This is a genomic window from Sphingopyxis sp., assembly GCF_034380315.1.
Classification (GTDB): domain Bacteria; phylum Pseudomonadota; class Alphaproteobacteria; order Sphingomonadales; family Sphingomonadaceae; genus Sphingopyxis.
On the sequence record NZ_JAXMPB010000004.1, the window covers coordinates 149172 to 172943 of the forward strand.

A 23772-nucleotide genomic window follows, 5' to 3' on the forward strand; every position below is an offset into this window, starting at 1 on the left:
TTCCTTTCTCATATTCCGATTCCCCGGCCGCGACCGAGGGTCCAGTCGATGCCGCCAGCGCCGACCGTGCCAGACACATTGCGGCCGAGATGGCGGTCGAGCGCGGGGCGCCAGGGGACGAGCTGGAAGCCGAGCCCGTCGTCGATCATCGCGAAGCGTCCCGAAGCGAGCGATACGCGCTCGCGATAGGTGCCGCTCAGCGGCTCGCCGGTCGCGGCGGGGCGATGCGGCAGCCCGGTGCGGGCGGCGATCGCGTCGCAGGCCGCATCGAGGTCGCGCTGCTTCAGCGTTTCGAGAAGCCCGGCCGCGAGGCGGCGGCGGTTCCCGTCGCGGACCACCAGTCCCTCGCGCTCCAGAAAATCGGCCCTCGCCTGGAGTGCCCTTTGTACGTCGAGCCCGAAGCCCGCTGGCGCGGTCGCAGTCTCGCGGGCGACCAGCTCGCGATCGAGCCAGGTCGCTCCCCGCGCCGCCACTTGTTCGGGCAAAGGGAGGTCGGAGCGCAGGGCGAGCGATTTCCGCCCGGCTCCGTCGCGCCCTTCCCAATGCCTGAGTTCGACGATTGCCCCCGGTGCAGCGTCGCCGGTCCATTCGAGGTCGGCGAACCTGATATGATGGGTGCGGCCGTCGACCGCATCGACGACGGCATAGGCCGAGCCGGCAAGCTCGTCATCGAGACCGCGCGCGACCAGCCGCCCGACGATCGGCATGCTCCTCTGCTCTTCGTGGATCGCGAGCGACGCTGCATCGAACGTCAGTCCCTGGCTCCGCATCGCCCGGTGCATCGTCTTGATGATGTCGCCCCGCTGCCCCAGATCGCGCAGGACGGCTTCGGAGCGGGGATCGATTTCATATTGGCCGGGGCCGAGACGTGTCGCCAGTCCCAGCGTCTCCAGTTTCGACGCGCGGCCGAGCAGATGGGGATCGGCGCCTGGCTGCTGCGGATCGGGGCGGAGGTCGACGCGGCCAAGCTCGCCGGCCCGCTCGCGAAGGAGCCGATCGAGTCCTGTCCAGCGTTCGGCATCGACGTCGCGCGCGAGGGCAGCATCGATATCGCGCTCGGTGCGCGGCCCCAGTTCCAGCGTCGCGATCCCGGCTGCGCGGCCCCGGACACCTTGGGCCATATAGTCGCTGTCGATGACGAGGTCGGACCCGTCGTCGGCGACGCCGCGGACCAGGACATGGATATGGGGATTATCGGTGTTCCAGTGATCGACCGCGACCCAGTCGAGACGGGTGTCGAGGTCCTTCTCCATGGTCGCCATGAGATCGCGCGTGAAGCCGCGGAGGTCTCCGATCTCGGCGGCGTCCTCGGGGCTGACGATGAAACGGAAATGGTGGCGGTCGTCGGTGCAGCGCTCGGCGAACGCATCGCGGTCGGCGGCCTCGCCAGACGCGTCGAACATCATGGCCTCGCGCCCATCACGGGTCACGCCTTCGCGCTCCAGATAGGCGATGTGGCGCGCGAGCGGTGCGGCGCGAAACTGTGCGCCCTTGTGCCGGACGATACGCGCCATCATGGTCACGCGGCGCTGCGTGGGTCCCCGCCGGATCGCGGCAAGCGCGCTTCGACCGCGACCGTGCCGCCCGGTGCCGCCGCGCCGCGCATGAGCAGAACGCGAGCGAGTGTAGCCCGATCTGGCGGCCGCCTTCCTGACCTGCGCCGCGAGCTTTTTGCCTCGCCGCGCCGATCCCGCGCCAGCATCGCGGCCGCGTCCCGGCCGCACGCGAAAATCGCGTTCGTCGCCGCTCACAGCGCGCCTGCCATATCGTAAGCTACTGCAATAAGGACAAAAAACAACGAAGCGGCTGGCACTCCAAGGGGGGTGCCATACGCATATCTATCTGAAAACCAACCACAATCTGCCGCACAGCTGGCAGGTCTTTTATCTTGCCGTCCTATTTGGCTCCCGTTTTCTGCAAGATTTCGCCATCTCCATCTCTCCTTCATAGCAAGTAATCGGGCACTATTCGACGTGGGCTCTTGAACGTCTGCGAAGCGGTTGAGGTTTGATACGCCGTGCAGTCCTCCGGGCTCATCGACGGCGTGTTCGATCCGCATTTGGGCGGCGCGCGAACCGTCGCGGCACATGTCGCTATCGGATTTACGGGGCAACTTCACAGGCAATCGCGCGTGGTCCGCTGTGCGCGGCCACAGGCAAGATATCGTGCTTCCCGTTTCCTTGGTCTGTATCATTCCTCTGCCGCTTGCGCGGACCTCCTTGAGCTCGTGAGCCGTCAACCGGCTGTCGATATCGTCCGCCGACGCGTTCGGATCGCCGACATAGAAGGTCCCGTCGCGCCACATCGCGTGCATGACGACGGCGAGCTTGCGGGCAACGGCGACACGCGCTTTCGCGTGACACTTCGTCTTCGCAAGTTTCAGGCCCCAGGTCTTGATCATGTCGCTACCCTTGAACCGGGTGAGCATTGCCGACGCCGCCTCATAGAGCGCGCGGCGTACATCGGGATCGCCCGCCTTGCTGATGCGACCGTGCACATCGATCGACGTGCCCGACTGCCACCGCTTTGCCGTCAACCCGAAGTACGCCGCGACGTTGCGCGATCGACGGAAGCGCTGCGGGTCGTCGATCGCACTGCTGAAGCTCAGCGCCGTCACCGGACCGACGCCGGGGATCGCCATGAAGCGCCGGCAGAGTTCGTCGCGCATGGCGAGCTGCACGACGAGCTTGTGCAGCGTCAGATACTCAGCCCACAGCGCGGCGCGTGCGCGAAGCATGCAGTCCATCAGACCAGCGGTCATCGCGTCGTCCGCGACGGCCTCGCGCACGGACTTCTCCATGGCGCCGCGGCCGACTTTGCCGAGCCGGATCCCGAACACCTTCAGCGAGTGGCGGATCGCATTTTCAAGGTCGAGGAACTTGCGCTTCAGATTGCGGCGCTGAACGAGCAGCAGCCTGATCCGATAGCAGCCATCCGTCTTGATGTGCGCTTGGCGGAACCAGCCGGTGCGCATGATATGTGCGATGCCGAGTGCATCATTGGCGTCGGTCTTGTTGCGCTGCGCCGACAGCGCCGCGCGCACATGACGGGTTTCGAGGCAGACCGCAGGAACGCCTTCGGCCAGCAGCTCGGTGTGCAGCCACGGCGACAGCGATCCGGCCTCGTGGCCGACGCGGCGCATGCGATCCGCGTACGGTCGCAGCGCCTCCGCGATCACAGCCGGATCGGTTTCGACGGCGGTTTCGAACGCCACTTTGCCGTCATCGCCAACGACACAAATCGCGGTTTCATCGACCGAGACATCAAGGCCGGTAAAGTACTCCATCACACGACTCCTTCGCTTCCGTTTGACCGGAGCGAGGGTCGCGCCGCCGGCGGGAACGACGCAAGATTTCTCATCGGGTGCAGCTGCGGCGCTGGTTGGAAGCAACGCCAAGTCCTCGCCAAATACGGCGGCAATCCCCCAGACCTTCCCTTTCCGCTCCCTGTCCATTTGACGGCCTGTGACATCACGGTAGCCCGGCTGGTTCCGACCATCATCATTCGGCGCTTCCGGAAAGGCGGACGAAGAGCACTGCAGATGCACCGACGGGGAGCGTGGACGGTGCAGGCGCGCTGCGCTGCGTTTGCAGTGCCGGTGCTGCCGATCCGTCCGCGTCCGTCGCGCTCGCCTGCGCCGCGAAGAGCGAAGCACTGCGCCACGATGACGGGGCGGACGGCGCATCGACTGCCGCGGATTGAACGCGTCCCCCTCCGATCTCGGGCGCGATCGCTGCAACATAGGCGATCGTCTCGGCGGGAAGCCCGCGTCGTCCGGCGGCATAAGCATCGGCACGCCCGGGTCCGGCATTGTAGGCAGCAAGCATGAGCCGCACGTCGCCATAGCGGTCCCACATCGCGCGCAAATAGGCCGCACCGGCGAGGATATTGCCACGAACGTCGAACGGGTCGGCTCCGAGACGATGGCGCGCAGTCAGCATCGCCCAGGTCGCAGGCATGATTTGCATCAGGCCCATCGCACCCGCCGATGAGACGGCGCGGGCGCGGCCCCGGCTCTCGGCGTGCATAACGCGCCAGATCCACAGCTCGGGGATGCCGAAGCGCTGCGACGCCTCCGTCACATGCGCGGCATAGGGATGGGCCGCTGCGGCGGGCGCGGAGGCCGCCGCGGCGCCAGCTGCGTGGGCAGGCGCCGCGCCGGGCGCGAGCAGCAGGAGTATGGCGAAGCGTGCGGCGCGGACGCGCGCCGAGCGAGCCGGACGCATGCCGCTCAGCCCTGTTCGCGCGGTACGGGCCGCGACCAGAGGAGATGATATTCATCCTCATTCTGCGACGATCGGATGAGGTTGGCGCGCAGCGGAACGGGAAGCGCAGGATCATCGATCTGCACAGCGATGTAGGAGCCGGCGCGCTCGCTGCGCCGCTCCCATCCCGCGCCGATCTCGACGCCCGTGTCGGCTTCGACGAGCAGCAGGCGCCAGGCCGGGGCATTTTCCGCGTCAGACGGCTTCGCCGGAACGATCGCGATCATCGCATCGAGCAGCAGGGTGCGGATCTGGCCGGCGTAGCCGTCGGCGGCGGTCTGGAAGCTTCCGATAATCATGACGATATGTCCTTTGCTGTTGGGAAGGGGGAGGCAGGAAGCGGGGCCCGGCGCCAGCGCAGCGGCGTGCCAAGGGCATCGCGCGTGGCCAGCGGCCGCGCGGTGCCGATCAGTCCGGTGTCGGAAATCGGACCGAAGTAGCGCCCGTCGAGGCTGTCGGGCGCGGCATTCAGGAGGAACAATTGGCCGGGCTGGAGGCGCCGGCATCCGAGCCACTGCGGCAGCGGCCGCCCCAGCCGATCGGCATCGCGGGCGCGCGCCGCCGGTGCGCCGTCGATCGTTATGAAGACGCCGCTGCGACAAACGAGCGTGCCCGGCTTCGCGGCGACGCGTTTGAGTAGCGGCACGCCGCGCGGAACATAGCCTCGGGCGGCCAACAGCGCCGCGACATCGGGCGGCGGCGCGATGAGCGCGAGCTCGCCGACATCGGGACGCCGGCCGGGATCGACGGTGTAGAAGCCGATCGGCACGCTCGGGCTGGCATTCCAGATGAGGCGGGGCGACGGCGAGAGCGCCGCCGCGGCGACGAACAGGCCGGCGAAGAGCGTCGCGCTCGCCGCAGTGGCGCGGAGCCAACGGCGGCTCATGGCGCGATCGCCTTGCGCTGGAGCCATGCGCGATGACGCTCGGCGCAATAGGGTCGGAACGGTAGGCCGGCGCCGAGATGGCTGCCGATATGGCGCCAATGATCGGGCGCCGTTTCGCACGGATCGATGCCGGCGGCTTCGATGGCGTCGATCGCCGCGAGGACCTGCTGGACCTTCGGCCAGCCGTCGATGCGGAGGAGGATGTCGCCGCCCGGCCGGACGAAGGGATGCGTTGCATAGGGGCTGCCCGGTGTGACCGCGGCGATGACCGAGATGCTGGAAAAGATCGTCCCGAAGTCGTTCGCGCCCCAGCGAACGAAGCCGAAGACGGCACCTGGTCGGAAGGAGACGACGCGCGTTCGGCGACTGACGATCCGCTCGGCGGCGACGCGCCCGAAGCGCAGCCAATGTTCGAGGCGCTGTTCGATCCAGGTGAGTTCGAGGTCGGTGAGGCCGCTCGCCGCATGGCCGAGCGGCTGCGGAATGGACGCCGGGAGCGAGGCGGTAGCGGTGCGCATCAGCCGACGATCGGGCGCGCGGGATGGACGGTGCCCTTGCCCGGATCGGAGGTCGACTTTTTGCGACCGATCTCGGCCCAGGCGTCGAGATCGGTGATCGCATAGACGATCCGTCCGCCGAGCTTCCGATACTCGGGACCGGTGCCAAAGCAGCGATGCTTCTCGAGGGTTCGGCTCGACAGGCCGAGATGCACCGCAGCCTCGGGGGTCCTGAGGTAGCGCGGGACGACGGCGGTATGGGTGTCGCTCAAAAAGGGCCTCCATCACAAGGGCCGGGGGCCATGGAGGGCTCCGGCGGCGAGGAGGCGACAATCGGAAATCGGGCCCGTGATTCGGAACGGACAAAGTGACGACGCGCAGAATGTCCCGATCAGGCGGCGCCGAGGAGCTTTCTGTAGCCGCCGTCACGCATCGCGAGCGCGGCGCTTTGCCAACGCGCGATGCGGCGGCGTTCGCTCGAACCATCCCAGTCGGCCGCCGAGAAGGCGCGCGCGTCCTCGAGGATCAGGGCGGCGGCGATGTCGCGCGCGGACCGCCCCTCGGCGGCCGCGTCGAGGAGGCGAAGCCATTGGATCAGGCGCCAATGCTCGGACGGCCCCGCCGCGGCTTCGCGGGCGAGGCGGCGCGCCGGCAGGCGGCCGGATGCCCGGCGCTGGAGCGCGAGGCTCACCTCGGACCTGAGGGCATGGTGCGGGTCGGCCGGGTTCACATAGGCGAGCGGCTCGTCGCCGAGGAAGCGGCGAAGCCAGAGGCGGTAGCGTCGCCCGCCGGCAAGAATGACGAGGTGCCATTCGCGGTGCAGGATGATTTCGGCGGCGATCTCGGCCGAGCCGATGAGATCGGCAAGCCGCAGCGCAGCGAAGTCATCGGGCGCGGGCTCGGCTATCGCGACATGGGCGCAGGCCTGGGGCTGCCAAAGCGCAGGCGCGTGCGCGGCGGGATGATCGGGATCAAGGGCGAAAGACCAACCCCCATCGTCGTGCGAGCGTCGTGAGCCGCGCCGCGCGTAGTGCGGTCGGGGCCGCGCGGGCGGAGCGATACGCCCGCCGATAGGTGGGGCTCCGGCGCAGGAATTCCTGCGCGAAATCGGCGCGATCATATAATTCGAATATCTTCGGAAAATATGGCGACTGCCAATCGACTGCCTGATTCATTCGCACCTCCGACAAAATGATGGGATGAAAGCGAAGCTTCTCAGCAGCATGCCGCCACCGTCTGGAACATGGTGACCGGCATGCAAACCATCATCCTATCGCATTGCCGCGTGGAATCCGCGCGCGAAAGGCCTCAAAATGAGCGTATCGCCGCCCGGCAGGTGCCGGGCGGCGACAGGTGTCAGTCGCGGCGGTTCTGCCGGGTCCAGACGAGGTCATATTCGCCGTCGCTGCCTTCGAAGAGCTGCGCGAAGATCGGCGCGGTGAAGCTCGGGTCGTCGAGCTTGACCGAGAGATAGGCGCGATCGTCCTGGCTCGTCTTTTCCCAGGCGGCGCCCACTTCGGCATCGCCTGCGAACAGGCGGTGCGTGGGAGCGTTGGACTTGGGGTTGTCCTCGGCGACGATGCGAACCTCGGCGTTCATCGCGAGCGTCGCGATCTGACCCCGAAACTCTCCCGAAGCCTTTTTGAAGGTTCCAATTCTTGCCACGTCGATATCCTTTCTACGCTTTCGAGCCGCAGGATCGCGGCCTCGATGCGCATCGGCGGCCGGGAAGGAGACCGCGCCGCAGCCGAAGGCCCGGAGCGCGAGCGGAGGACGGCAGCGAGCCGGGTTTCTTGTTTCGCGAGGAACGGCGGAACGCCGGGGGAAGAAAGTCGGAGAAGCGCCGTTGCGGCCAGCGGGATCAGCGAAGCGGCTTCCCGGTAGATCGCGCATCAGGAGAAGGCCGCGCGCCTGCGGCGGATGCGAAAGGCATCAGTGGCGTTGGAGCCTGAATCGCGCCGGGTTCAGAGAGGGGAGATTTGCGGTGCCGGCTGGGTCGGTGCCGGTCCATCGCTTTCCGGACCAACGGGTCCTGTACCAAGGCTCCGGATCGCCGCTACCGCGGCAACGAACGCACCGGCAAGGGAGAGGAAGGTCGAGGCGCCACCGCCTGCCGACGCCAGATCCGACACGCCCTTCATCGCATGATAGCCGGCGATGCCGGCGGGGATGGCGAACGCAAGTGCCACCAGCAGCCGCGTGACGATCGATCCGCCGCTGGCGTAGAGGTGGCGTCCGGCAAGAAGGAGAATGAGGCCCGCCGCAAAGCCCGCACCGATTGCGGCGCCATGGCCGAAGCCGCGGTCGAGAAGCTGGAGCGCGACGACGACGCCCGCCACGCAGGGGAGCGCGATCGCGGCGAGGCGAAACAACAACCAGATGAGATAGAGGCCGGCGGCGGCCCCGAGCAGCAGCATGAAAGTCACGAGCGTCCTCCTTCCGGACGCGCTCTCCACCACCTCCACAGCGCATTCTGCCCCGGCATCGTAGCAGGGACGGGCCCACGACGGAACCGGAACTGGAACCATCGTGGGGCAAGTTTCCGGGTGTCAGCGGTTGAACGGGTCATATTCGCACACGATATTTTCGGCGTCGCCGTCGAACTCGTCGGCAGGCATCACCGCATAGCCTTTCGGGGTCGATATCAGGACGATGATCGTCATCATCGTGCGGGCGAGGCTCCAGCCGAGCGATTGGGCGGTGGAAAGTGGCATGGGGTGGCTCCTGTCGTTCGGGAGCGGGTCCATTCCCGCTCGACAGTCGCCCCGCCGGCCGGGGGCGGGCCGCAATCACCGCAGCAAGGCTGCGGCCGCACGCGAAGCGTAGCGGACCCTTTACGGGTTGATTGAAGGAGGCCTGGCCTCGCGCCCAGGGATCAGCGGCAATCGAGAGCGGGATGGACCCGCTCCTTTGGGCGAGCGAGCCTGCGACCTTCCGACGTAATGATCGGGTTATGCAGGCAGAGGCAGTTTCGGCAGACCAAGACGTCTGGCTTTGCTAGGCAGTCTGTCTTCGACAGTGATGGAGCGGACGTGGCGGATGGGACAGGCGAAGCAACGGAAGGAAGAGTTGAAGCAGCGGCTTCTGATGAATGCCGACTGGTGGACCTTCCCTGCGAGCGAATGGGAGGAGACGCTGGTCGAGGAGATTCTTGCGCTTCCCGCCTATGCGATTCCTCGAGCGGACCCGGCTGATCTCACCGCTATGAAAATGTCGCGCAATCAGTGCCACGCGAACAGCCTCTGGTATGTGCGCAATGACCCAAACGGGGAATCGCGCGCGATCCCGGGATGGCTCGTGCAGGGATTTGATTTCACGCTGCACAGTGTGGTGGAGAGCGGCGACGACCTTTTCTGCGTGACGCCCGGAGAGCCGGACGAAACTGAGATTTTCTTCATCCCCGACCCGAAAATCGAGTGGATAGAGACGGGCGCCAATTGTTCCGCAGTCCGCAACGGCGAAGAAATCGGAGTGGGGATACGCCGGTTCCCGGCCTACACTATCGCGCTGCATCAGATGATCCGGTACCGACTGTTTGTCGGTATGGATCCCGATCAAGCACAATATTTCAGCGCGGAAGAGCTGGACGCATTGATGCGCCAGCATTTGACGGCGAAAGAGCGCAAGATGCTCGAGGAGGCCTGAAGGCCATCGGGCTCCGCCTGCCGGCGGAGCCCGGCCAGTTCAGCTCGGCGGGTTCCAGATGAGAACCTTCTTCATCGGATCGTCGCCCGGCGCGTTCGCGATATTCGCGTAGATCGGGCCGAATTCGGGGGCCGAGAGCGTGACCGAGACATAGTCGCTGCCGCTCTGCGAGGTGCGCGTCCAGCCGGCACCGACCTCGAAGCCGTTTTTGCGCGCGATCACGCGAAAATCGGGCTCGTTGTCCTTGGTCTTGCGGGCGTTCGGGACGATCGCGATCGGCGCGGTGACGGTGAGGGTGGTCAGCGTGCCTTCGTAGCTGCCGTCGGCCTTGACGGTGAGATTTGCGATGGTGGCCATGTTCAGTCTCCTTGGGTTGCTCGGGGACCGTCCCCGATGGCGCCAATCGGAGGGCCCGCGAGCCGCCGTCACCGAGCGGTACGCGAGGGCGAACCCCCGCAGGGGGTTGACGGCATGAGGCGAGTGAGGCCCGCAGTCAGGCAGCCAAGGAGGGAGAGGTCCGGCAACCGGAGCGTTTGGCTACCTTCAGTGAAAGTCGTGGCTCCGGATGCGCAGCGCAGGCTCCCGCGAGTCCGGCCCCCCGCCGCTCCGCGCCCCGTCCCCGCGTCCCGGCGCAATTGCGAGATCATGGCGCCCGACCCGCCGCAGCATCGCATCATGATCGGTGATCCGGTCGCAGATAATGTGGATGATCTCGCCCTCCTTCTGCACGCGGCCGCGCATCGCGATCATCGAGGCCGACATGACGGGCCGACGGTAGATTTCGAAGCGATCGGGCCAGAGGATGCCGTTGGCGATGCCGGTCTCGTCCTCGATCGTGACGAACAGCACCCCCTTCGCCGATCCGGGGCGCTGGCGGACGAGAATGACGCCGGCGACCTCGATGTTGCGCCCGTCGCGGATCGACGCGAGATCGGCGCAGCGTATAACCCCCATCGCATCGAGCGCCTCGCGCAAAAAGCTCAGCGGATGCGCGCGCAGCGAAAGCTGCAAGGTGCGGTAATCCTCGACGACCTTGCGGCCCTCGGTCATCGGCCGCAGCGCCGTGGCGGGTTCGAGCCCCTCGGGCGAGAAGCGCGCCTCGCGCGCGTCGGCTGCGGCGAATAGCGGCAGCGGTGCTTCGCCGAGCCCCCGCACTTTCCAGAGGCCCTGCCGGCGATCCTCGCCGAGAGCATGGAAGGCGTCGGCCTCGGCCAGCCGCTCGATCGCGGCGCGCGGCACCCCGGCGCGGCGCCAGACATCCTCGACGCAATCATAGGGACAGCCGCCGCGCGCGGCGACAATCGCGGCGGCGTGGATATTGGCAAGCGAGCGCACCTGCCGGAAGCCGAGACGCACCGCAAGCGTGCGGCCGGCGTCCGGCTCCAGCGTGCAATCCCAATGGCTGTGGTTGATCGACACGGGCCGGACCTCGACGCCATGGTTCCGCGCATCGCGGACGATCTGCGCGGGCGCGTAGAAGCCCATCGGCTGCGCATTCAGCAGCGCGGCGCAGAAGACGTCGGGATGATGATGCTTCATCCAGCAGGAGGCATAGGCGATCTTCGCGAAGGATGCGGCGTGGCTCTCGGGGAAGCCGTAGGAGCCGAAGCCCTCGATCTGCTTGAAGGTGCGCTCGGCGAAATCCCTGGGATAGCCGCGCTCGACCATGCCGTTCACCAGCTTGTCGTAGAAATGACTGACGCCGCCGGTGAGCTTGAAGGTCGCCATGGCGCGGCGGAGCTGGTCGGCCTCGGCGGGCGTGAAGCCCGCGCCGACGATCGCGACCTTCATCGCCTGTTCCTGGAACAGCGGAACGCCGAGCGTCTTTTCGAGCACGGCGCGCAGCTCGGGCTTGGGATATTCGGGCTTCTCCTTGCCCTCGCGGCGACGGAGATAGGGATGGACCATGTCGCCCTGGATCGGGCCGGGCCGCACGATCGCGACCTCGATCACGAGGTCGTAGAAGCATTTGGGCTTGATCCGCGGCAGCATCGACATCTGCGCGCGGCTCTCGATCTGGAAGACGCCCAAGGTATCGGCCTTCTGGATCATGCCATAGACGGCCGGATCGTCGTCCTGAAGGTCGGCCATGCCGACATCGACACCCTTATGCTCGCGGAGCAGGTTGAAGGCGCGGTTCATGCAGCCGAGCATGCCGAGACCGAGGACATCGACCTTCATGAACTTCAGAACGTCGATATCGTCCTTGTCCCATTCGATGATCTGCCGGTCGTCCATCCGCGCGGGCTCGATCGGGACAAGATCGTCGAGCCGCTCCTCGGTAAGGACGAAGCCACCGGGATGCTGCGAGAGATGCCGCGGCGTGCCGATGAGCTCGCGCGCGAGGTCGAGGGTCAGGCGGAGGCGATGGTCCTCGGCGTTGAGCCCGAGCTTTTCGATTTCCTCGTCGCTGATCCCGTCGACCGACCAGCCCCAGACGAGGCCGGTGAGCATCTTGGTGAGGTCGCGCGGCAGGCCGAGCGCCTTGCCGACCTCGGCGACCGCCCCGCGGGTCCGGTAGCGGGTGACGACGGCGGTGAGCGCCGAGCGATGGCGGCCATAGGTCTCGTAGATCCACTGGATGATTTCCTCGCGCCGCTCATGCTCGAAGTCGACGTCGATATCGGGCGGCTCCTTGCGCTCGCCCGAGACGAAGCGCTCGAAAAGCAATTCATGCTTGATCGGGTCGATCGAAGTGACGCCGAGCAAAAAGCAGACGCAGCTGTTCGCGGCCGAACCGCGTCCCTGACACAGTATGCCGCGGCGCCGGCTCTCGGCGACGATCGAATGGACGGTCAGGAAGTAGGGCGCATAGCCAAGCTCGCCGATCAGGCGCAGCTCATGATCGATCTGCTTCCGATAGGCCGGCGGCGCGCCGTCCGGGAACATGCGCGCCGCGCCCTCTTCGGTCAGCGCGGCCAGGGCTTCCTGCGCGGTCCGCCCCTCCATCACCTGCTCATAGGGATATTGGTAGCGGATCTCGGCGAGGTCGAAGCGGCAGGCGGCAGCGATATCGGCGGTCGCCGCGATGGCGTCCGGAAAGAGGGTGAAGCGGCGCTCCATTTCGGCGGGAGATTTGAGGCACCGGTCCATGAAGCGCTCGCGGCGGAAACCGAGCGCATCGATCGTCGTCTTTTCGCGGATCGCGGTGACGACGTCCTGAAGCGGCCGACGATCGGGGGCATGATAGAGAATATCTCCGGTCGCGACGCTGCGGACGCGCGCCGCGCGCGCGAGTTCGTCGAGCGCGCGGAGGCGCTGCGCATCGCCGGGACGGCGGCGGAGCGACAGCGCCATATGCGCGTCGGGACCGAAGACCTCGCGAAGCGCGGCGAGGTGGAGACGCGCGGTTTCGTCAGGCAGGTCGGGGAGGAGGATGGCGATCTGGCCCTCGGCGTGCGCAGCGACGTCGGGCCAGTCGAGCCAGCAATTGCCCTTGCCGCCCCGCGCCTTGCCGAGGCTGAGCAGGCGCGTGAGCCGCGACCAGGCGGCACGATCCCTGGGGTAGAGGAGGAGCGAGCGGCCGTCGCGCAGGTCGAGGCGCGACCCGGCGATCATCCGGACTCCGGTCGCCTCCTGCCCGCTGAGGCCCCGGACCATGCCGGCGACACTACCGCGGTCGGCGAGGCCCAGCGCGCTATGGCCTTGCAAGGCAGCGGCAGCGAACAATTCCTCGGGTGCCGAGGCGCCGCGAAGGAAGGAAAAATGGCTCGTAACCTGGAGTTCGACATAGGACGTCGGCGTCATGGCGTCATCCGAACACGCCGTGCATGTACCAGCTGAGGTCGCCGGTTTCCGCCACGACAGCGTCGCCGCGGCGGAACAGCCAGAAGCGTTCGCCCGTATCAGCCTCGACTTTGAAATAGTCGCGCACCGCCCATATTTCCCGCGCGCTGCGCCACCATTCGCCATGGATGCGCTCGGGGCCGTCCCCTGCGATCACGCGGTAATCCTTGCCCCGCCAGCGGAAGCGGCGCGGCGGATGATCGGGCAGCAGCGCGACGACCCCGGAGAGCTTTTCGGGCCGCTTGAGAAGGCGCGCGGGCCGCGCCCAGCCCGGCCATCCGGCGGGCGCGGCGAGCGGCGCGAGCGCGCGCACGGCGCGTTCGGGCACGTCGCTCTCGATCGCGGTCAGGCGGAACAGCGATGCATCGCCCGCGCGGCCGGCGAGCTGGTCGACCAGCGGCGCGATGTCGGGCGCCCGTTCGCTTGCGATCAGGTCGGTGGCAAAGGCGAGCGCGCCCAGCGCCTCGACGCCCGGCGCGGCGAGACACATCGCCTCGATCCCGAGGCCAGGCTCGATCTTCTCCAGACGCAAGCCGAACATGCGCTTGATATGCTTGGCATCGCGCGTCGCTCGGGCCGTGCCGAGCGGCACGATCTGCTCGGCGGCATCGACGCGGACGCATGTGAGCGCGGCGGCGCGAAGTCCGAGACCGCGGACCTCGAGCAGCTGCATCAGGTCATCGACGAGATCCGAGATCACCAGCGCGATCGCGTCGGCGGTCGCGATCGGTTCGAGCAACCGCCGCTCGACCTCGGGCACCTCGAAGGGCGTGAGCCCGACGATGGGCTCGGGCGCAAGGCCGCGAGCCTGGTCGAGCCGCTCGACCGCAGCGATGCCGAGCCGGCGCGCGAGCGGGCCGCGCGGCATCGGATAGAGATCGGCGATCCGCTCGATCCCGAATCGTGCGGCAGCCATGAGCGCTTGCGGCGCGAGGCGCAGCGCGCCGAGCGGCAGGTCGGCGAGCGCCTGCGCCTCCATCCCGGGGTCGATGATCGTGACCGGCGCCGCCGCATAGCGCGCCAGCGCATACGCCGCGCCCGGCGTGCCGGCGAGTCCGATATGCGCGGTGAAGCCAAGACGCGCCAGAAAGGCGAGCAGGCGGCGGCAGAAGCGCGCTTCGCCGCCGAAGAGATGCGTCGTTCCGCTAAGGTCGAGCCAGAGTCCGTCCCCTCCCGAGACCGCCGCCGTTGGCGTCCAGTGGCGGACGGCATGAAGAGCCAGCCGCTCAAGCAGCGCGAGGTCCGCAGCGGGATCGGCGTCGCCGACGTCGAGACCGGGGACGAGTGCGCGGGCGTGCGCCGCCGCCATTCCGGGGGCCAGCCCTTCCGCCAGCGCGAGCGGACAGGCCGCGGTGACGACATCGCGCTGGCCGTCGCGCGCGATGAGGATGCGCGGCTTGACGCCCCAAAAGGGCGGGAGCACCGGCGACGGCGCAGCGCGAACCTCTTCGCGCGGTGCCGGGCGGAAGGGCGCGGGCGCGGCCTCCGAGCGGCGGCCCATTTCGCGCATGGTCGGACGCTGGTGCGCGGGCAGTGCGTCGACGGCCGCGCCTTGCGCCCAGCGCGCGCCGGGTCGCCAGCCGCCGCCACGCGGGACCGAGCATGAACCGGGATTATCATCGAACGGAACGGGAAGCGGAGACGGCGCGCCGGACCGGGAGCGCTCAGGCGGCGTGCCCGATCGCGACGGATAGGTCCGCTCGGCCCGCCGCAGCCGCTCGATTGCGAGTTGCGGCAGGAAGAGCGAGGCGACCCTGGTCATCGCAGGCCTCCAGTTCGAGGGAAAAGGGCGGTCCGCCGCGCTGGCGGACAAGTTCGATCGCCCAGCGGGCGCGGCCGATTCCGGGCGCCGCGAGCGGGGTCGAAGGTGCGCAGCCAATCTGCCAGCGTGTCATGGCGAGCGAGGGTTCGGCGAGCGGGGAGCGATCCTGCCGCCGATAGCGGCGATAGAGCAGCAGCGGCGTCCGGCCCTCGGAGGCCGCGAGTTGCAGGCGCCGCGTCGCCGTCTGGTCGGCGGTTTTCACCTCGGCGACAACGCAGGCGAGCGCGCCGTCGCGCACGCCGTCCTCGGCGAGCGCAAGCACATCCTTGTCGTCTCTGCCTTGCGCATAGAAGATGCGGTCGGGGGTGAGACCGGCCTGTTCGAGGCCCGGGGCGTAGAGATCGAAGCGCGTCAGCGTCCAGAGGATGTTGAGTCCCGGCTGGCAGGCGAAGCGCGCCGCGATCCCTGCAGCAAACAGGGTGGCGGCGGCATCGTCGCTCCAGCTCGGGCTCGCGCCCGCGATTTCATGGAGCGCAGCGCCGTCGAGACCGCCGCCGGCGAGCGCATGGTCGAGCGGGCCGATCCCGAAAGGCAGGACCGGTCCGCGCGCGGCGGCGACGCGCGCGACCGCTTCGCGAAGCGCGGCAATCTCTCCGGCCGAGGGCCGGGAGGCGGGAGAAGGCAGGTGGACTGTCATAGGGCATCGACTCAGATGTTCCCTTTATGTTCCATCTTGCCGGCCGGATCGTCAAGCGTCGTCGCCAAAGCGCCGGAAAGCCGCCTCTTTCGGCCGCTCCCTCGGCGCTAACGGGCGATGGCGAGGGCCGAATCACCTGCCAGCGGCGGAGGACCGGAACGCCCTTGGGGCTCGGGCATTGGAGACAGAGGATATCTTGCCCCTCCCAGGAAGCTTCCATGCGCGAACATCATAGCCGCTATTCGACCGTCTCGATCGCCCTGCACTGGACGATCGCGCTGCTCATCATCGCGAACGCGACCTTCGGCGGCTGGATGGAGGATGCATCGGACGCCGAGAAGCTCGGCTATTACCAGCTCCACAAGTCGGTCGGCATCACGATCCTGTTCCTCAGCCTCGTCCGGCTCGGCTGGCGCGTCGGCCATCTCTGGCCCGCCTTCCCGGGCGGCATGCCGGCGTGGGAGCGTATCCTGGCGCGCGGCACCCACATCATCTTCTATGTCCTGATGATCGGGGCGCCCTTGCTCGGCTGGGCCGCCGCGTCAGCGGGCGGCGCGCCCGAAGTGCCGCTCTATGGCGCGATCCCGGCACCGAACCTGCCGCTTCCGCAGAGCCACGATCTCGGCGAGGAACTCGGCGACATCCACAAGCTGATGGTAAAGGCCATCTATGTGGTGCTGGCCCTCCATGTGCTCGGCGCCCTCAAGCATCATTTCCTCGACAAGGACGAGGTGCTGCACCGGATGTTGCCGCTGCTGCGCAATCCCCGCCGCTAAGGCGCGGCACGCCAACGGCCTCAGTCGAAATCGAACCCGAGTTCGTCGGCTGCCAGCGCTTCAAGCGCGGCCACGGCCCCGGCGATCGTCGCAGAGGCCTGCTGGGCCTTTTCGGGCGGTTGCAGGTCCGCTGCCTCCACATCGTCCATGGCCGCGAGATAGGCGTCATAGCGGTCGACGAAGGGCCGCGACAGGACAAGGCGCTGGGCATGATAGGCGAAGCGCGAGGCTTGCATCTGTTCGATCATCTGCTTGCTCGCGCGCCGCTCATGCTCGCTGTCGTCGAACCCCTCGGGATTTTCGGCAAAGCCGGTCTCGATATAGGCGAGCAGCGCCCGTGCCCGGTCGAGGCTGCCGATGATCGTCGTATAGGCCTCGCGGCGAAGGTCCCAGGATCGCTCGCGCCGGTATTTGCGCCGCTCACCGAGCTGCAAGAGCCAGGTCGTCAGACTCGATATCAGGCCGCCGATCACAACGCCGCCAAAGCCGATCCATGCCACTTCGAGTCCCATAGCCCCTCCCGTCCAGCCGCGCGCTATCGCGCCGGCTTTCGATTGATCAATTCTCCAATATCGCGGTCGTGCGCTCGTCGCGATCACCGCCAAACCAGCGATCGAGCGCGGCCGACACCAGCGAATTCGCCCCGGCGGCCTCGAAGAGCGTCAGCGAGGAGCGCAGCTTCACCGCGTCGACCGCCCCGAAGACCGCCACCGGATCGCTGTCGTCGAGGTCCTGGAGCGCGCCGACGCATTCGAGATAGCGCGCGCCGAGCAAAGGGTGCGCGAGATAGGCCCGCGCCTCCTCGGCCCCGGCCAGCGCATAGCGCTGTGCCATCGCACTGCGCCCGAGCCCCGCGAGCTGGGGAAAAATGAACCACATCCAGTGGGTGCGCTTGGCACCGCGGCGGATCTCGGCGAGCGCGCGCGGATAAACCTGCTCCTGCGCCGCGACGAAGCGCCCGAGCCCTTGCTCGCCGCTCACAGGGCGAGCGCGCCCTGCGCGGGAGGCTTGCCATAGACCTGGGTCACCTCGAGCGAGCCTTGCGGAAGCCAGCCGAGCACCTCGCTTGCCGGGACGCGCGGATCGAGCCAGTCGGCCCAGCGCTCGCGCGGCAAGGGGATGATCTGGCGATGATGATAGGGTGCGATATCGGGCCCCGCGTCCATGGTCAGCAGGCTGAACGCTTCGCCGACATGGGCGTCGCGCCAGATCCCGGCCATGCAGAACCAGCGATGATCCTTCAGGGTGAAGAGCCATTTATCGAGGCGCTTCTGCGCCTTGTCGGCGGGGTCGGTGAACTCGTAGAAGCCGTCGCAAATCACAAGGCAGCGCTGCGTTCCGAGGTCGCGCCCTTCGGAGCGCACATTATAGACCGGCTTGCCGCCCTGTCCCGGCCAGCTCCAGCGCCGGTTGACGAGCTCGCCCATGACGGCGCCGTCGGCGCCCTTCACGATCGGCCCCATATCGGTGATGCGGACATCCTCGCGCGCCGGGACGTTCGGCGTGCCCTCGGGCATCTTGATCTTGATCTGGAGGTCGTCGAAATCCTCGGCGATCGAGGCGATGTCGACTTCCAGCCGATAGTCATTGCACATGCGCGCGCTTTCCCTGACCCTTGCGACTCATCTTCGTTCCCATTATGTTCCAACCATGGGCACCGCGCCAACCCCTTTCGACCCCGAGTCCCCGGATGCCCGCCGCGCGCTCATAAGACGCAATCCCGACAATGAAAGCGAGATCGAAATGGTCGAGGCGGTGTGGGGCAGCGACCCGCGTTTCGCCGACGGCATCAACTATCGCTTTGTTCGCTCGGAAGGCCGCGCCTTTCCGAAGCGCCGCTGCCTGATCCCTGCGTCCGAGTTCCGGATGGGCACCGGCGATCATCGCTACCGGGTGACACTCGACAGCGGCAATTTCTTCTATCTCGCGGCGATTTGGGACCCGCCGCTCGCTGACTGGCCGCTCTCCTATCGCATCCTGACAATTCCGGCGGGCGCCGACGTCATTCCCTATCAGTCGCGCCACGGTGTCATCGTCCATCGCCGCGACGTGATGCACTGGCTCGACGGCACGCTCCCCAATGAGGTGCTGTTTGAGGAGCCCCCGCGGCACAGCTTCTTCGTCGAGCAACTGCAAGCGCAAGCCGCGCTTCCGCTATGACGCAAGATGTCCGCGCGCGGTCCCCCGCAGCCTGCGCGTGCGTTCAACCCGGAAGGCCTCTCCATCGTCTTCGTAGAGCTTTGCGAGAGCCTCATGATGATCGTTTCGATCTCGCCTTATCTATACGCTACCCCTTGTGCATAAATTGAACATTTCTTGACAAATGTTCCTATAAGAAACATATAGCCGATATTGGAGGCTATATGGCTACTGCTGCGAAAGCTATCGACCGCAAGGAACTGACGGGGCCCGCGCTCCGCACCTTCTTCAATATCGCCGAGGCATGGGATCTCAGCGAAGCCGAGCAGATGAATCTTCTCGGCCTCGACAGCCGCTCCACCTTCCATAACTGGAAGCGCGGCGATGTCGCCGCGCTCAGCAAGGATGCGCTTGAGCGAATTTCCTATGTGATGGGCATCTACAAGGGTCTCCAGATCCTCGTGCCGCAGTCCGCTGACCAGTGGGTGCGTAAACCCAACAAGGCGAGCCTCTTCGGTGGTCGGCCCGCGATCGATCGCATGGCATCGGGCAATGTCGCCGATCTCTATGTCGTGCGCCAATATATCGACGGCCAGCGCGGCTGATCCCTTGGACATTCCCGTTACCGCCACGACCTGGGCGCCCTGCTATCGCATCATCCCTAGCCGCTTCCCGCCGGTCGGCCTGTTCGACAAGGTGACCGACCCCGCCGATCTCGAGGCCGTGTTCCTGATCGAGGCAATGACCAACGACCGGCTGCGCGACGAGGCGGGCGATCTGTCGCTGGTGCCGCCCGAAGACCGGATCGCTGGCCCCGGGACGACGCCGATCATGGCCGCCTTCACCCATCTCAACCCGCAGGGCAGCCGCTTTTCGGACGGCAGCTTCGGCGTCTTCTACGCCGGGCTCACGATCGAGACGGCGATCGCCGAAACCAAGCATCACCGCGTCAAATTCCTCGCCGCGACCGACGAGCCCGCGCAGGAGATCGACATGCGCGTCTATGCCGTCGACCTCACCGCTGGCCTCCACGATATCCGCGGTCACATCGACACGCACGCGCATCTCTACGCCTCCGACAGCTATGTGAATTCGCAGGGCCTCGCGGCCGAGCTGCGCGAGGCGGGGTCCGATGGCATCCTCTACCACAGCGTCCGCCACCAAGGCGGCGAATGCGCCGCCGCCTTCCGGCCTCGTGTCCTCGCGAACTGCCGGCAGGAACGTCATCTCTGCTATGTCTGGGACGGCGAGACGATCGGCACGGTCTATGAAAAGAAGAGCTTCGAGGGCTGACCGCCGACAGCTGCCGGCCCGGCTATCGCCATCGGCAGCCGGCGCCTATTCTCGCCGGGGCACGCGCAGCGGAGACTCGCGAAGGAGGCAGCCTGAATGTCGGCAATACTCTACACCTTGATCCCGCTGGCCGCCGTCGTCATCGGGGCGTGGCTGGCGGTGGTGCGCCGCCCGAGCCCCGCCTTCGTCAGCGCCATGCAGCATCTGGCGGCCGGCGTCGTGTTCGCCGCTGCGGCAAGCGAGATTCTTCCCCAGATCAAGCATGACGCCTCGCCGCTGGCGACATTGATCGGGGGCGCGGCCGGTGTCGGGGTCATGCTGCTCCTCAAGGAATTGGAAGGCCGGGCGAAGGGACCCGTCGCGATGCTCGGCGCCGTCGGCATCGACATATTCGTCGATGGGCTGGTGCTTGGCCTTGCTTTTGTCGCGGGCGAGAAGGCCGGCATCCTGCTCACCATCGCGCTGACGCTGGAAGTCCTGTTCATCGGCCTCGCGCTGACCGGTGAACTGAGCGAAACCATCACCTCGAAACTACGCGTCGTCATGACCGTGCTCTTGCTCGGCCTGCTGCTCCCGGTCGGCGCCGCGGTCGCCATGCCAGTGGCGCTGCTCCCGACGCCTGTGATCGTCGGCTTTCTGAGCTTCGGCCTGATGGCACTTCTCTACCTCGTGACCGAGGAGCTGCTGGTTGAGGCGCATGAACGCCCGGACAGTCCGCTCATCAGCGCAATGTTCTTCGTCGGCTTCCTCGGCCTGCTGATCCTCGAAGAGTTGATGCCCTGACCGCCGACGGAGCGGCCAGCCCGAAGGGCTCGAACAGACGCGCTCTTGGCGAGCCCGCAGCGGGGCGGCCTGCGATGCGCGCCAGTGCCTAGCGGCCGCCCCGCAAGGAAAGCGAGCCAAGCGCGCTGCGCGGCCCTACATCCGCGCGACCCCTGACCGAGCCTGCGAGGTCAGAGTGCGCTCAACAGGTCGCCGCGCTCCTTCCTTGTCGACACTGCCGAACTTATTCGGTCGCAGGAACGTCCTCTACGCTTTCGCGACCGTCATCATCAGGAAGCGGGATTTGCTCAGGCACCTGCTCGGGCCCGGTGGGGGGAGAGTCCGGATGGGGGTCTGGAGGGCTGCTGGCCATAAATGCTCCGTTCGAAGGCTGACAAAATAGCAACTGGCCGATGCGCACATGGTTGCAGCCATTTCGGCGAACCGACGGCGCGGGCGCAAACGGATTCCATATCGGATTAGCTGGTGGCTGGTGCGGAGAAGCCAATCCGCTAGAACGGCGCTCAGAGGATCGAGACCGTCGAGCGTAAAACGCGCGATCCCGGGAGAGAGTGGGGCATATCAATGGACATCACTGAGGCAATCGGCTTGGACAATGGCGCTCGCTTCTTTCGCGGCGACCTCCATATCCACAGCGTGGTGGGTTCGCACGACGTCTCCGACGCGAGCGCGACACCCGAGGCGATTGTGAGTTTGGCATGCTCAGAGGGCCTGGACCTCATTGCGATCGCTGATCATAATGAAATTACGGGGATCGGACCGGCACTTGAAGCCGCACAAGGCACTGGTCTGCTCGTCGTCCCCGCAGTGGAGCTCTCGACGGCGCATGGCCATCTTCTCTGCTATTTCGCCACGCTCGATGCATTGAACAGGTTTCATGCCAAACTCTCGTTGGCGGATCGCGGCATGGCGAACTCGCGCTGCTCGACCGGCTTCATCGATATTCTCAACCTCGTCAAAGAGGGAGGCGGTTTCGCGGTCCTCGCGCATGTCGACGGCGGTAAGGGCCTGGAAACGGAACTCCCGGGAAGCCCGCCCCACAAGAAAGACATCATCTGCCATCCGGCATTGCTTGGGATCGAACTCAAGCGCGGCGACAGCCCGATATCTTACTCCGATCTCGACCCTGACGGTGACAGGAAGCTTCTCGGCCGGCAGCGGATCGAAGCGCTGGGCCTTGGCAAGAACCAGTATCTCGCCCGACTGCTCAACTCCGATTCTCATAGCCTCAACGCGCTGGGCCGAAATGCCGCCGGGGATCGCAAGGTCACGCGCTACAAGATGCAGGACGTTTCCTTTGAGGCGCTGAAACTCGCGCTCCAAGACAGCGACGCAAGGGTTCGCATCGAAGAAGATGTCCCTGCTCGCATTCCGATGGTGCGAGCCCTCGCTATGCACGGCGGATTCCTGAGCGACCAAGGGGTCCATTTCAGCCCCAACCTCAATTGCATCATCGGCGGTCGTGGTACGGGCAAGTCCACGACCTTCGAAGCCATACGCTGCCTCACAGGTCACGCGGGCGCCGCCGATGTTGTGGACTCCGAAGTCTGGCCCGATCTCATCGATCTCGTGGTGACGGACCAATCGGGTCAGACAATCAAGATGCAGCGGCGCCGGGACTCCGTCGTCGAAGACCCCGACGATCCGGATGCGATGCTCCCGAGTTTCGCGGTCGAATGCTATGCCCAGAGCGAAGCGGCAACGATCAGCCAGAATGCGACGGCCGACCCCGCAGGACTGCTGAGCTTTCTCGATCGCTTCATCGGCGTCGCGGCCGACCTGAAGGAGGAGCGCGAGGTGCGGCAGGCCCTGCTCGAATCCGAGGCCGATCTGAAGAAGGCGGCGGAAAATGTCGCCCTGATCCCGGGCGTGGATCGTGACCTCAAATATAAAAAATCCCAGCTGGCGGCGCTCGAAGCGCAGAAGGGCAAGGAAGTCATCGCGCTCATCCGGAAGCTCGAGAAAGAGAAAGAAGTCCGCTCTTCACTGCGACGCGATCTCGACGAGCTGCTTGGGCTGACCTCGAACGAGGCGTTACGCGAGTGCATCGAAAGTATCGAAACGTCGGTGGACCCGGCCGACCTGACTATCGGCGGCGATGAGTATCAGGCGATCGCGACCCAAGCGGCAGCGTTCAAATCGAAGGTCGTTGCCGCGGAAACCGATTTGCAGGACGCGGCGAAGGCGCTCGGTGCCGTCATGGATAAGGAACTCGCCGCGTGGCGCGTGAAGGAAGCGACAGCGCGAGCCGAAATCGACCAGAAGCGCGAAGCCCTTGAACAAAGTGGCGTTCGGTTGGACATCGTTTTCATCAATAGCCTGTCCACTGACGAAGCGAAGCTGACGGAACGCCTCCGGAAGCTGAAGACCTGGGAACCGGCCCTCGAACGCGCGCGCAAGGAGCGGGCCGAACTCGTCAAAAAGCGTTGGGACATACGGCAACGCATTGCAACGAAGCGTAGCGCCTACGGCGTGAAAGCAAGCACGACCCTGAAAGCGGTTCTGACCGATCTTAGCGTGTCGCTGAAATTCTTGCACAGCGCCCATTCGCCATCGGGATGCTCCGTCATCTCGGAGGCAATGAGCTGGCGCACGTCACGGGTCCCTCGCGCGGAGCTGTTGATCGAGACGTTGTCGCTGCCCGGCTTGGTGCAGGCCGTGCTCAAAAAGGACAAGGCCACGATCAAAGGTGTGAAGGAAAAGGACGGCTCGACGGTCTTTTCCGACGCCGATGCGCAGGCGGTGATCGACAACCTGACCCCGCCCGAGGTTATGCACAAGCTCCAGGCAGTTGAAGTCAGCGACAAGCCACAGCTGATCGTCGCAAAGGCGATGGCAGGCAGAGCCCAACCCATGATTCGCGATTTCAGCCGGCTCAGCCTCGGTCAAAAGCAGTCGGTGCTGCTTGCCCTGATGCTGTCTGCAGAATCCAATCGGCCGCTCATTATCGATCAGCCCGAAGACCATCTCGACAGCGAGTTCATCTACCAGACGCTGGTCCCGGTCTTACGGCGCGCGAAGGAGCGGCGGCAGGTCATCATCGTGACCCATAATGCGAACATCGCCGTTCTTGGCGACGCCGAGCAGATCATCGTGCTCAAGGCGCAGGACGACAATGGACGGATCGTCTCCAGCGGTTCGATTGATCATCCCGCGACACGGCAGTTTGCCTGCGACATTCTCGAAGGATCGGCAGAGGCCTTCAAGCGACGCGCTGCCATCTACGGCGTCACATAGGGCGCG

Annotated in this window: 26 protein-coding genes and 1 pseudogene; 8 read left to right on the plus strand and 19 right to left on the minus strand. The window is 66.3% G+C overall.

All coding sequences use genetic code 11. The features are described from left to right. Positions 1-8: 8 nt before the first annotated feature. The 8 genes and pseudogenes from U0S50_RS08870 to U0S50_RS08905 all read right to left on the minus strand — a co-directional run bounded on the left by U0S50_RS08870 (position 9) and on the right by U0S50_RS08905 (position 6378). On the minus strand, positions 9-1751 hold the full coding sequence (locus U0S50_RS08870; RefSeq protein WP_322308417.1) for a relaxase/mobilization nuclease domain-containing protein: 1743 nt from the start codon (positions 1749-1751) through the stop codon (positions 9-11). Positions 1752-2206: 455 nt separating this feature from the next. Further along, a pseudogene (locus U0S50_RS08875) lies at positions 2207-3286 on the minus strand (IS110 family transposase); the annotation flags it as partial. 214 nt (positions 3287-3500) lie between these two features. Continuing rightward, positions 3501-4226 carry a lytic transglycosylase domain-containing protein gene (locus tag U0S50_RS08880; protein WP_322308418.1) on the minus strand — a complete coding sequence of 242 codons (726 nt, stop codon included), beginning with the start codon at positions 4224-4226 and terminating at the stop codon, positions 3501-3503. A 5-nt stretch (positions 4227-4231) separates the two neighbouring features. Then, entirely contained in the window at positions 4232-4564 is a 333-nt protein-coding gene (locus U0S50_RS08885; protein ID WP_322308419.1) for a DUF736 domain-containing protein, read from the minus strand. Continuing rightward, complete coding sequence (locus U0S50_RS08890) at positions 4561-5151, minus strand: S26 family signal peptidase (protein ID WP_322308420.1); 591 nt, start codon at positions 5149-5151, stop codon at positions 4561-4563. Before U0S50_RS08890 ends, U0S50_RS08885 begins: the two co-directional genes overlap by 4 nt. After that, the gene (locus U0S50_RS08895) at positions 5148-5669 is read right to left on the minus strand and encodes a DUF2840 domain-containing protein (protein WP_322308421.1); all 522 of its coding nucleotides are present in this window, start codon (positions 5667-5669) and stop codon (positions 5148-5150) included. The genes U0S50_RS08890 and U0S50_RS08895 overlap by 4 nt, the downstream gene beginning before the upstream one ends. After that, on the minus strand, positions 5669-5920 hold the full coding sequence (locus U0S50_RS08900; protein ID WP_322308422.1) for a helix-turn-helix domain-containing protein: 252 nt from the start codon (positions 5918-5920) through the stop codon (positions 5669-5671). The genes U0S50_RS08895 and U0S50_RS08900 overlap by 1 nt, the downstream gene beginning before the upstream one ends. Before the next feature lie 119 nt (positions 5921-6039). Next, complete coding sequence (locus U0S50_RS08905) at positions 6040-6378, minus strand: DUF2285 domain-containing protein (protein ID WP_322308423.1); 339 nt, start codon at positions 6376-6378, stop codon at positions 6040-6042. Between U0S50_RS08905 and U0S50_RS08910 the strand changes: the two genes are divergently transcribed. Further along, positions 6355-6663, plus strand: a complete 309-nt coding sequence (locus U0S50_RS08910; RefSeq protein ID WP_322308424.1) for a hypothetical protein — start codon at positions 6355-6357, stop codon at positions 6661-6663. The two genes, U0S50_RS08905 and U0S50_RS08910, sit on opposite strands and share 24 nt — an antisense overlap. Here the strand turns inward: U0S50_RS08910 and U0S50_RS08915 are convergent. The 4 genes from U0S50_RS08915 to U0S50_RS08930 form a co-directional block, all read right to left on the minus strand. Beyond that, a complete protein-coding gene (locus tag U0S50_RS08915) occupies positions 6620-6823 on the minus strand; it encodes a transcriptional regulator domain-containing protein (protein WP_322308425.1) in 204 nt (67 codons plus the stop codon). The two genes, U0S50_RS08910 and U0S50_RS08915, sit on opposite strands and share 44 nt — an antisense overlap. A gap of 181 nt (positions 6824-7004) precedes the next feature. Further along, entirely contained in the window at positions 7005-7313 is a 309-nt protein-coding gene (locus tag U0S50_RS08920) for a DUF736 domain-containing protein (protein WP_322308426.1), read from the minus strand. A 299-nt stretch (positions 7314-7612) separates the two neighbouring features. Next, the gene (locus tag U0S50_RS08925) at positions 7613-8074 is read right to left on the minus strand and encodes a hypothetical protein (RefSeq protein WP_322308427.1); all 462 of its coding nucleotides are present in this window, start codon (positions 8072-8074) and stop codon (positions 7613-7615) included. 123 nt (positions 8075-8197) lie between these two features. Next, entirely contained in the window at positions 8198-8362 is a 165-nt protein-coding gene (locus U0S50_RS08930; protein ID WP_322308428.1) for a hypothetical protein, read from the minus strand. 325 nt (positions 8363-8687) lie between these two features. Between U0S50_RS08930 and U0S50_RS08935 the strand changes: the two genes are divergently transcribed. Then, positions 8688-9293, plus strand: coding sequence for a hypothetical protein (locus U0S50_RS08935; protein WP_322308429.1), 606 nt, complete (start codon positions 8688-8690; stop codon positions 9291-9293). A gap of 39 nt (positions 9294-9332) precedes the next feature. On the opposite strand, the gene U0S50_RS08940 is transcribed toward U0S50_RS08935, so the two are convergent. From U0S50_RS08940 to U0S50_RS08955, 4 genes are all read right to left on the minus strand, one after another. After that, a complete protein-coding gene (locus tag U0S50_RS08940; RefSeq protein ID WP_322308430.1) occupies positions 9333-9650 on the minus strand; it encodes a DUF736 domain-containing protein in 318 nt (105 codons plus the stop codon). Positions 9651-9836: 186 nt separating this feature from the next. After that, positions 9837-13040 carry an error-prone DNA polymerase gene (locus tag U0S50_RS08945; RefSeq protein ID WP_322308431.1) on the minus strand — a complete coding sequence of 1068 codons (3204 nt, stop codon included), beginning with the start codon at positions 13038-13040 and terminating at the stop codon, positions 9837-9839. Between the two features lie 4 nt (positions 13041-13044). Then, a complete protein-coding gene (locus U0S50_RS08950; RefSeq protein WP_322308432.1) occupies positions 13045-14841 on the minus strand; it encodes a DUF6504 family protein in 1797 nt (598 codons plus the stop codon). Continuing rightward, the gene (locus tag U0S50_RS08955; protein WP_322308433.1) at positions 14744-15538 is read right to left on the minus strand and encodes a protein ImuA; all 795 of its coding nucleotides are present in this window, start codon (positions 15536-15538) and stop codon (positions 14744-14746) included. The genes U0S50_RS08950 and U0S50_RS08955 overlap by 98 nt, the downstream gene beginning before the upstream one ends. Positions 15539-15756: 218 nt before the next feature. Here U0S50_RS08955 and U0S50_RS08960 point away from each other — a divergent pair, with 218 nt between their 5' ends. Continuing rightward, positions 15757-16314 carry a cytochrome b gene (locus U0S50_RS08960; RefSeq protein ID WP_322308434.1) on the plus strand — a complete coding sequence of 186 codons (558 nt, stop codon included), beginning with the start codon at positions 15757-15759 and terminating at the stop codon, positions 16312-16314. 20 nt (positions 16315-16334) lie between these two features. Here U0S50_RS08960 and U0S50_RS08965 read toward each other — a convergent pair whose 3' ends face one another. The 3 genes from U0S50_RS08965 to U0S50_RS08975 are packed head-to-tail and all read right to left on the minus strand — an operon-like array spanning position 16335 to position 17909. Beyond that, the gene (locus U0S50_RS08965) at positions 16335-16826 is read right to left on the minus strand and encodes a hypothetical protein (protein ID WP_322308435.1); all 492 of its coding nucleotides are present in this window, start codon (positions 16824-16826) and stop codon (positions 16335-16337) included. 46 nt (positions 16827-16872) lie between these two features. Beyond that, on the minus strand, positions 16873-17295 hold the full coding sequence (locus U0S50_RS08970) for a DUF1810 domain-containing protein (RefSeq protein ID WP_322308436.1): 423 nt from the start codon (positions 17293-17295) through the stop codon (positions 16873-16875). Continuing rightward, a complete protein-coding gene (locus U0S50_RS08975; protein WP_322308437.1) occupies positions 17292-17909 on the minus strand; it encodes an SOS response-associated peptidase in 618 nt (205 codons plus the stop codon). Before U0S50_RS08975 ends, U0S50_RS08970 begins: the two co-directional genes overlap by 4 nt. Between U0S50_RS08975 and U0S50_RS08980 the strand changes: the two genes are divergently transcribed. The 5 genes from U0S50_RS08980 to U0S50_RS09000 all read left to right on the plus strand — a co-directional run bounded on the left by U0S50_RS08980 (position 17908) and on the right by U0S50_RS09000 (position 23766). Then, positions 17908-18474 carry an SOS response-associated peptidase family protein gene (locus U0S50_RS08980; RefSeq protein ID WP_322308438.1) on the plus strand — a complete coding sequence of 189 codons (567 nt, stop codon included), beginning with the start codon at positions 17908-17910 and terminating at the stop codon, positions 18472-18474. The two genes, U0S50_RS08975 and U0S50_RS08980, sit on opposite strands and share 2 nt — an antisense overlap. 203 nt (positions 18475-18677) lie before the next feature. Then, positions 18678-19058, plus strand: a complete 381-nt coding sequence (locus U0S50_RS08985) for an MbcA/ParS/Xre antitoxin family protein (RefSeq protein WP_322308439.1) — start codon at positions 18678-18680, stop codon at positions 19056-19058. Positions 19059-19062: 4 nt separating this feature from the next. Beyond that, positions 19063-19746 (plus strand): RES family NAD+ phosphorylase, encoded by a 684-nt coding sequence (locus tag U0S50_RS08990; protein WP_322308714.1) that lies wholly within the window; start codon positions 19063-19065, stop codon positions 19744-19746. Positions 19747-19842: 96 nt separating this feature from the next. Beyond that, entirely contained in the window at positions 19843-20529 is a 687-nt protein-coding gene (locus tag U0S50_RS08995) for a transporter (RefSeq protein ID WP_322308440.1), read from the plus strand. Positions 20530-21093: 564 nt separating this feature from the next. After that, on the plus strand, positions 21094-23766 hold the full coding sequence (locus tag U0S50_RS09000) for a TrlF family AAA-like ATPase (RefSeq protein ID WP_322308441.1): 2673 nt from the start codon (positions 21094-21096) through the stop codon (positions 23764-23766). Positions 23767-23772 lie beyond the last annotated feature (6 nt).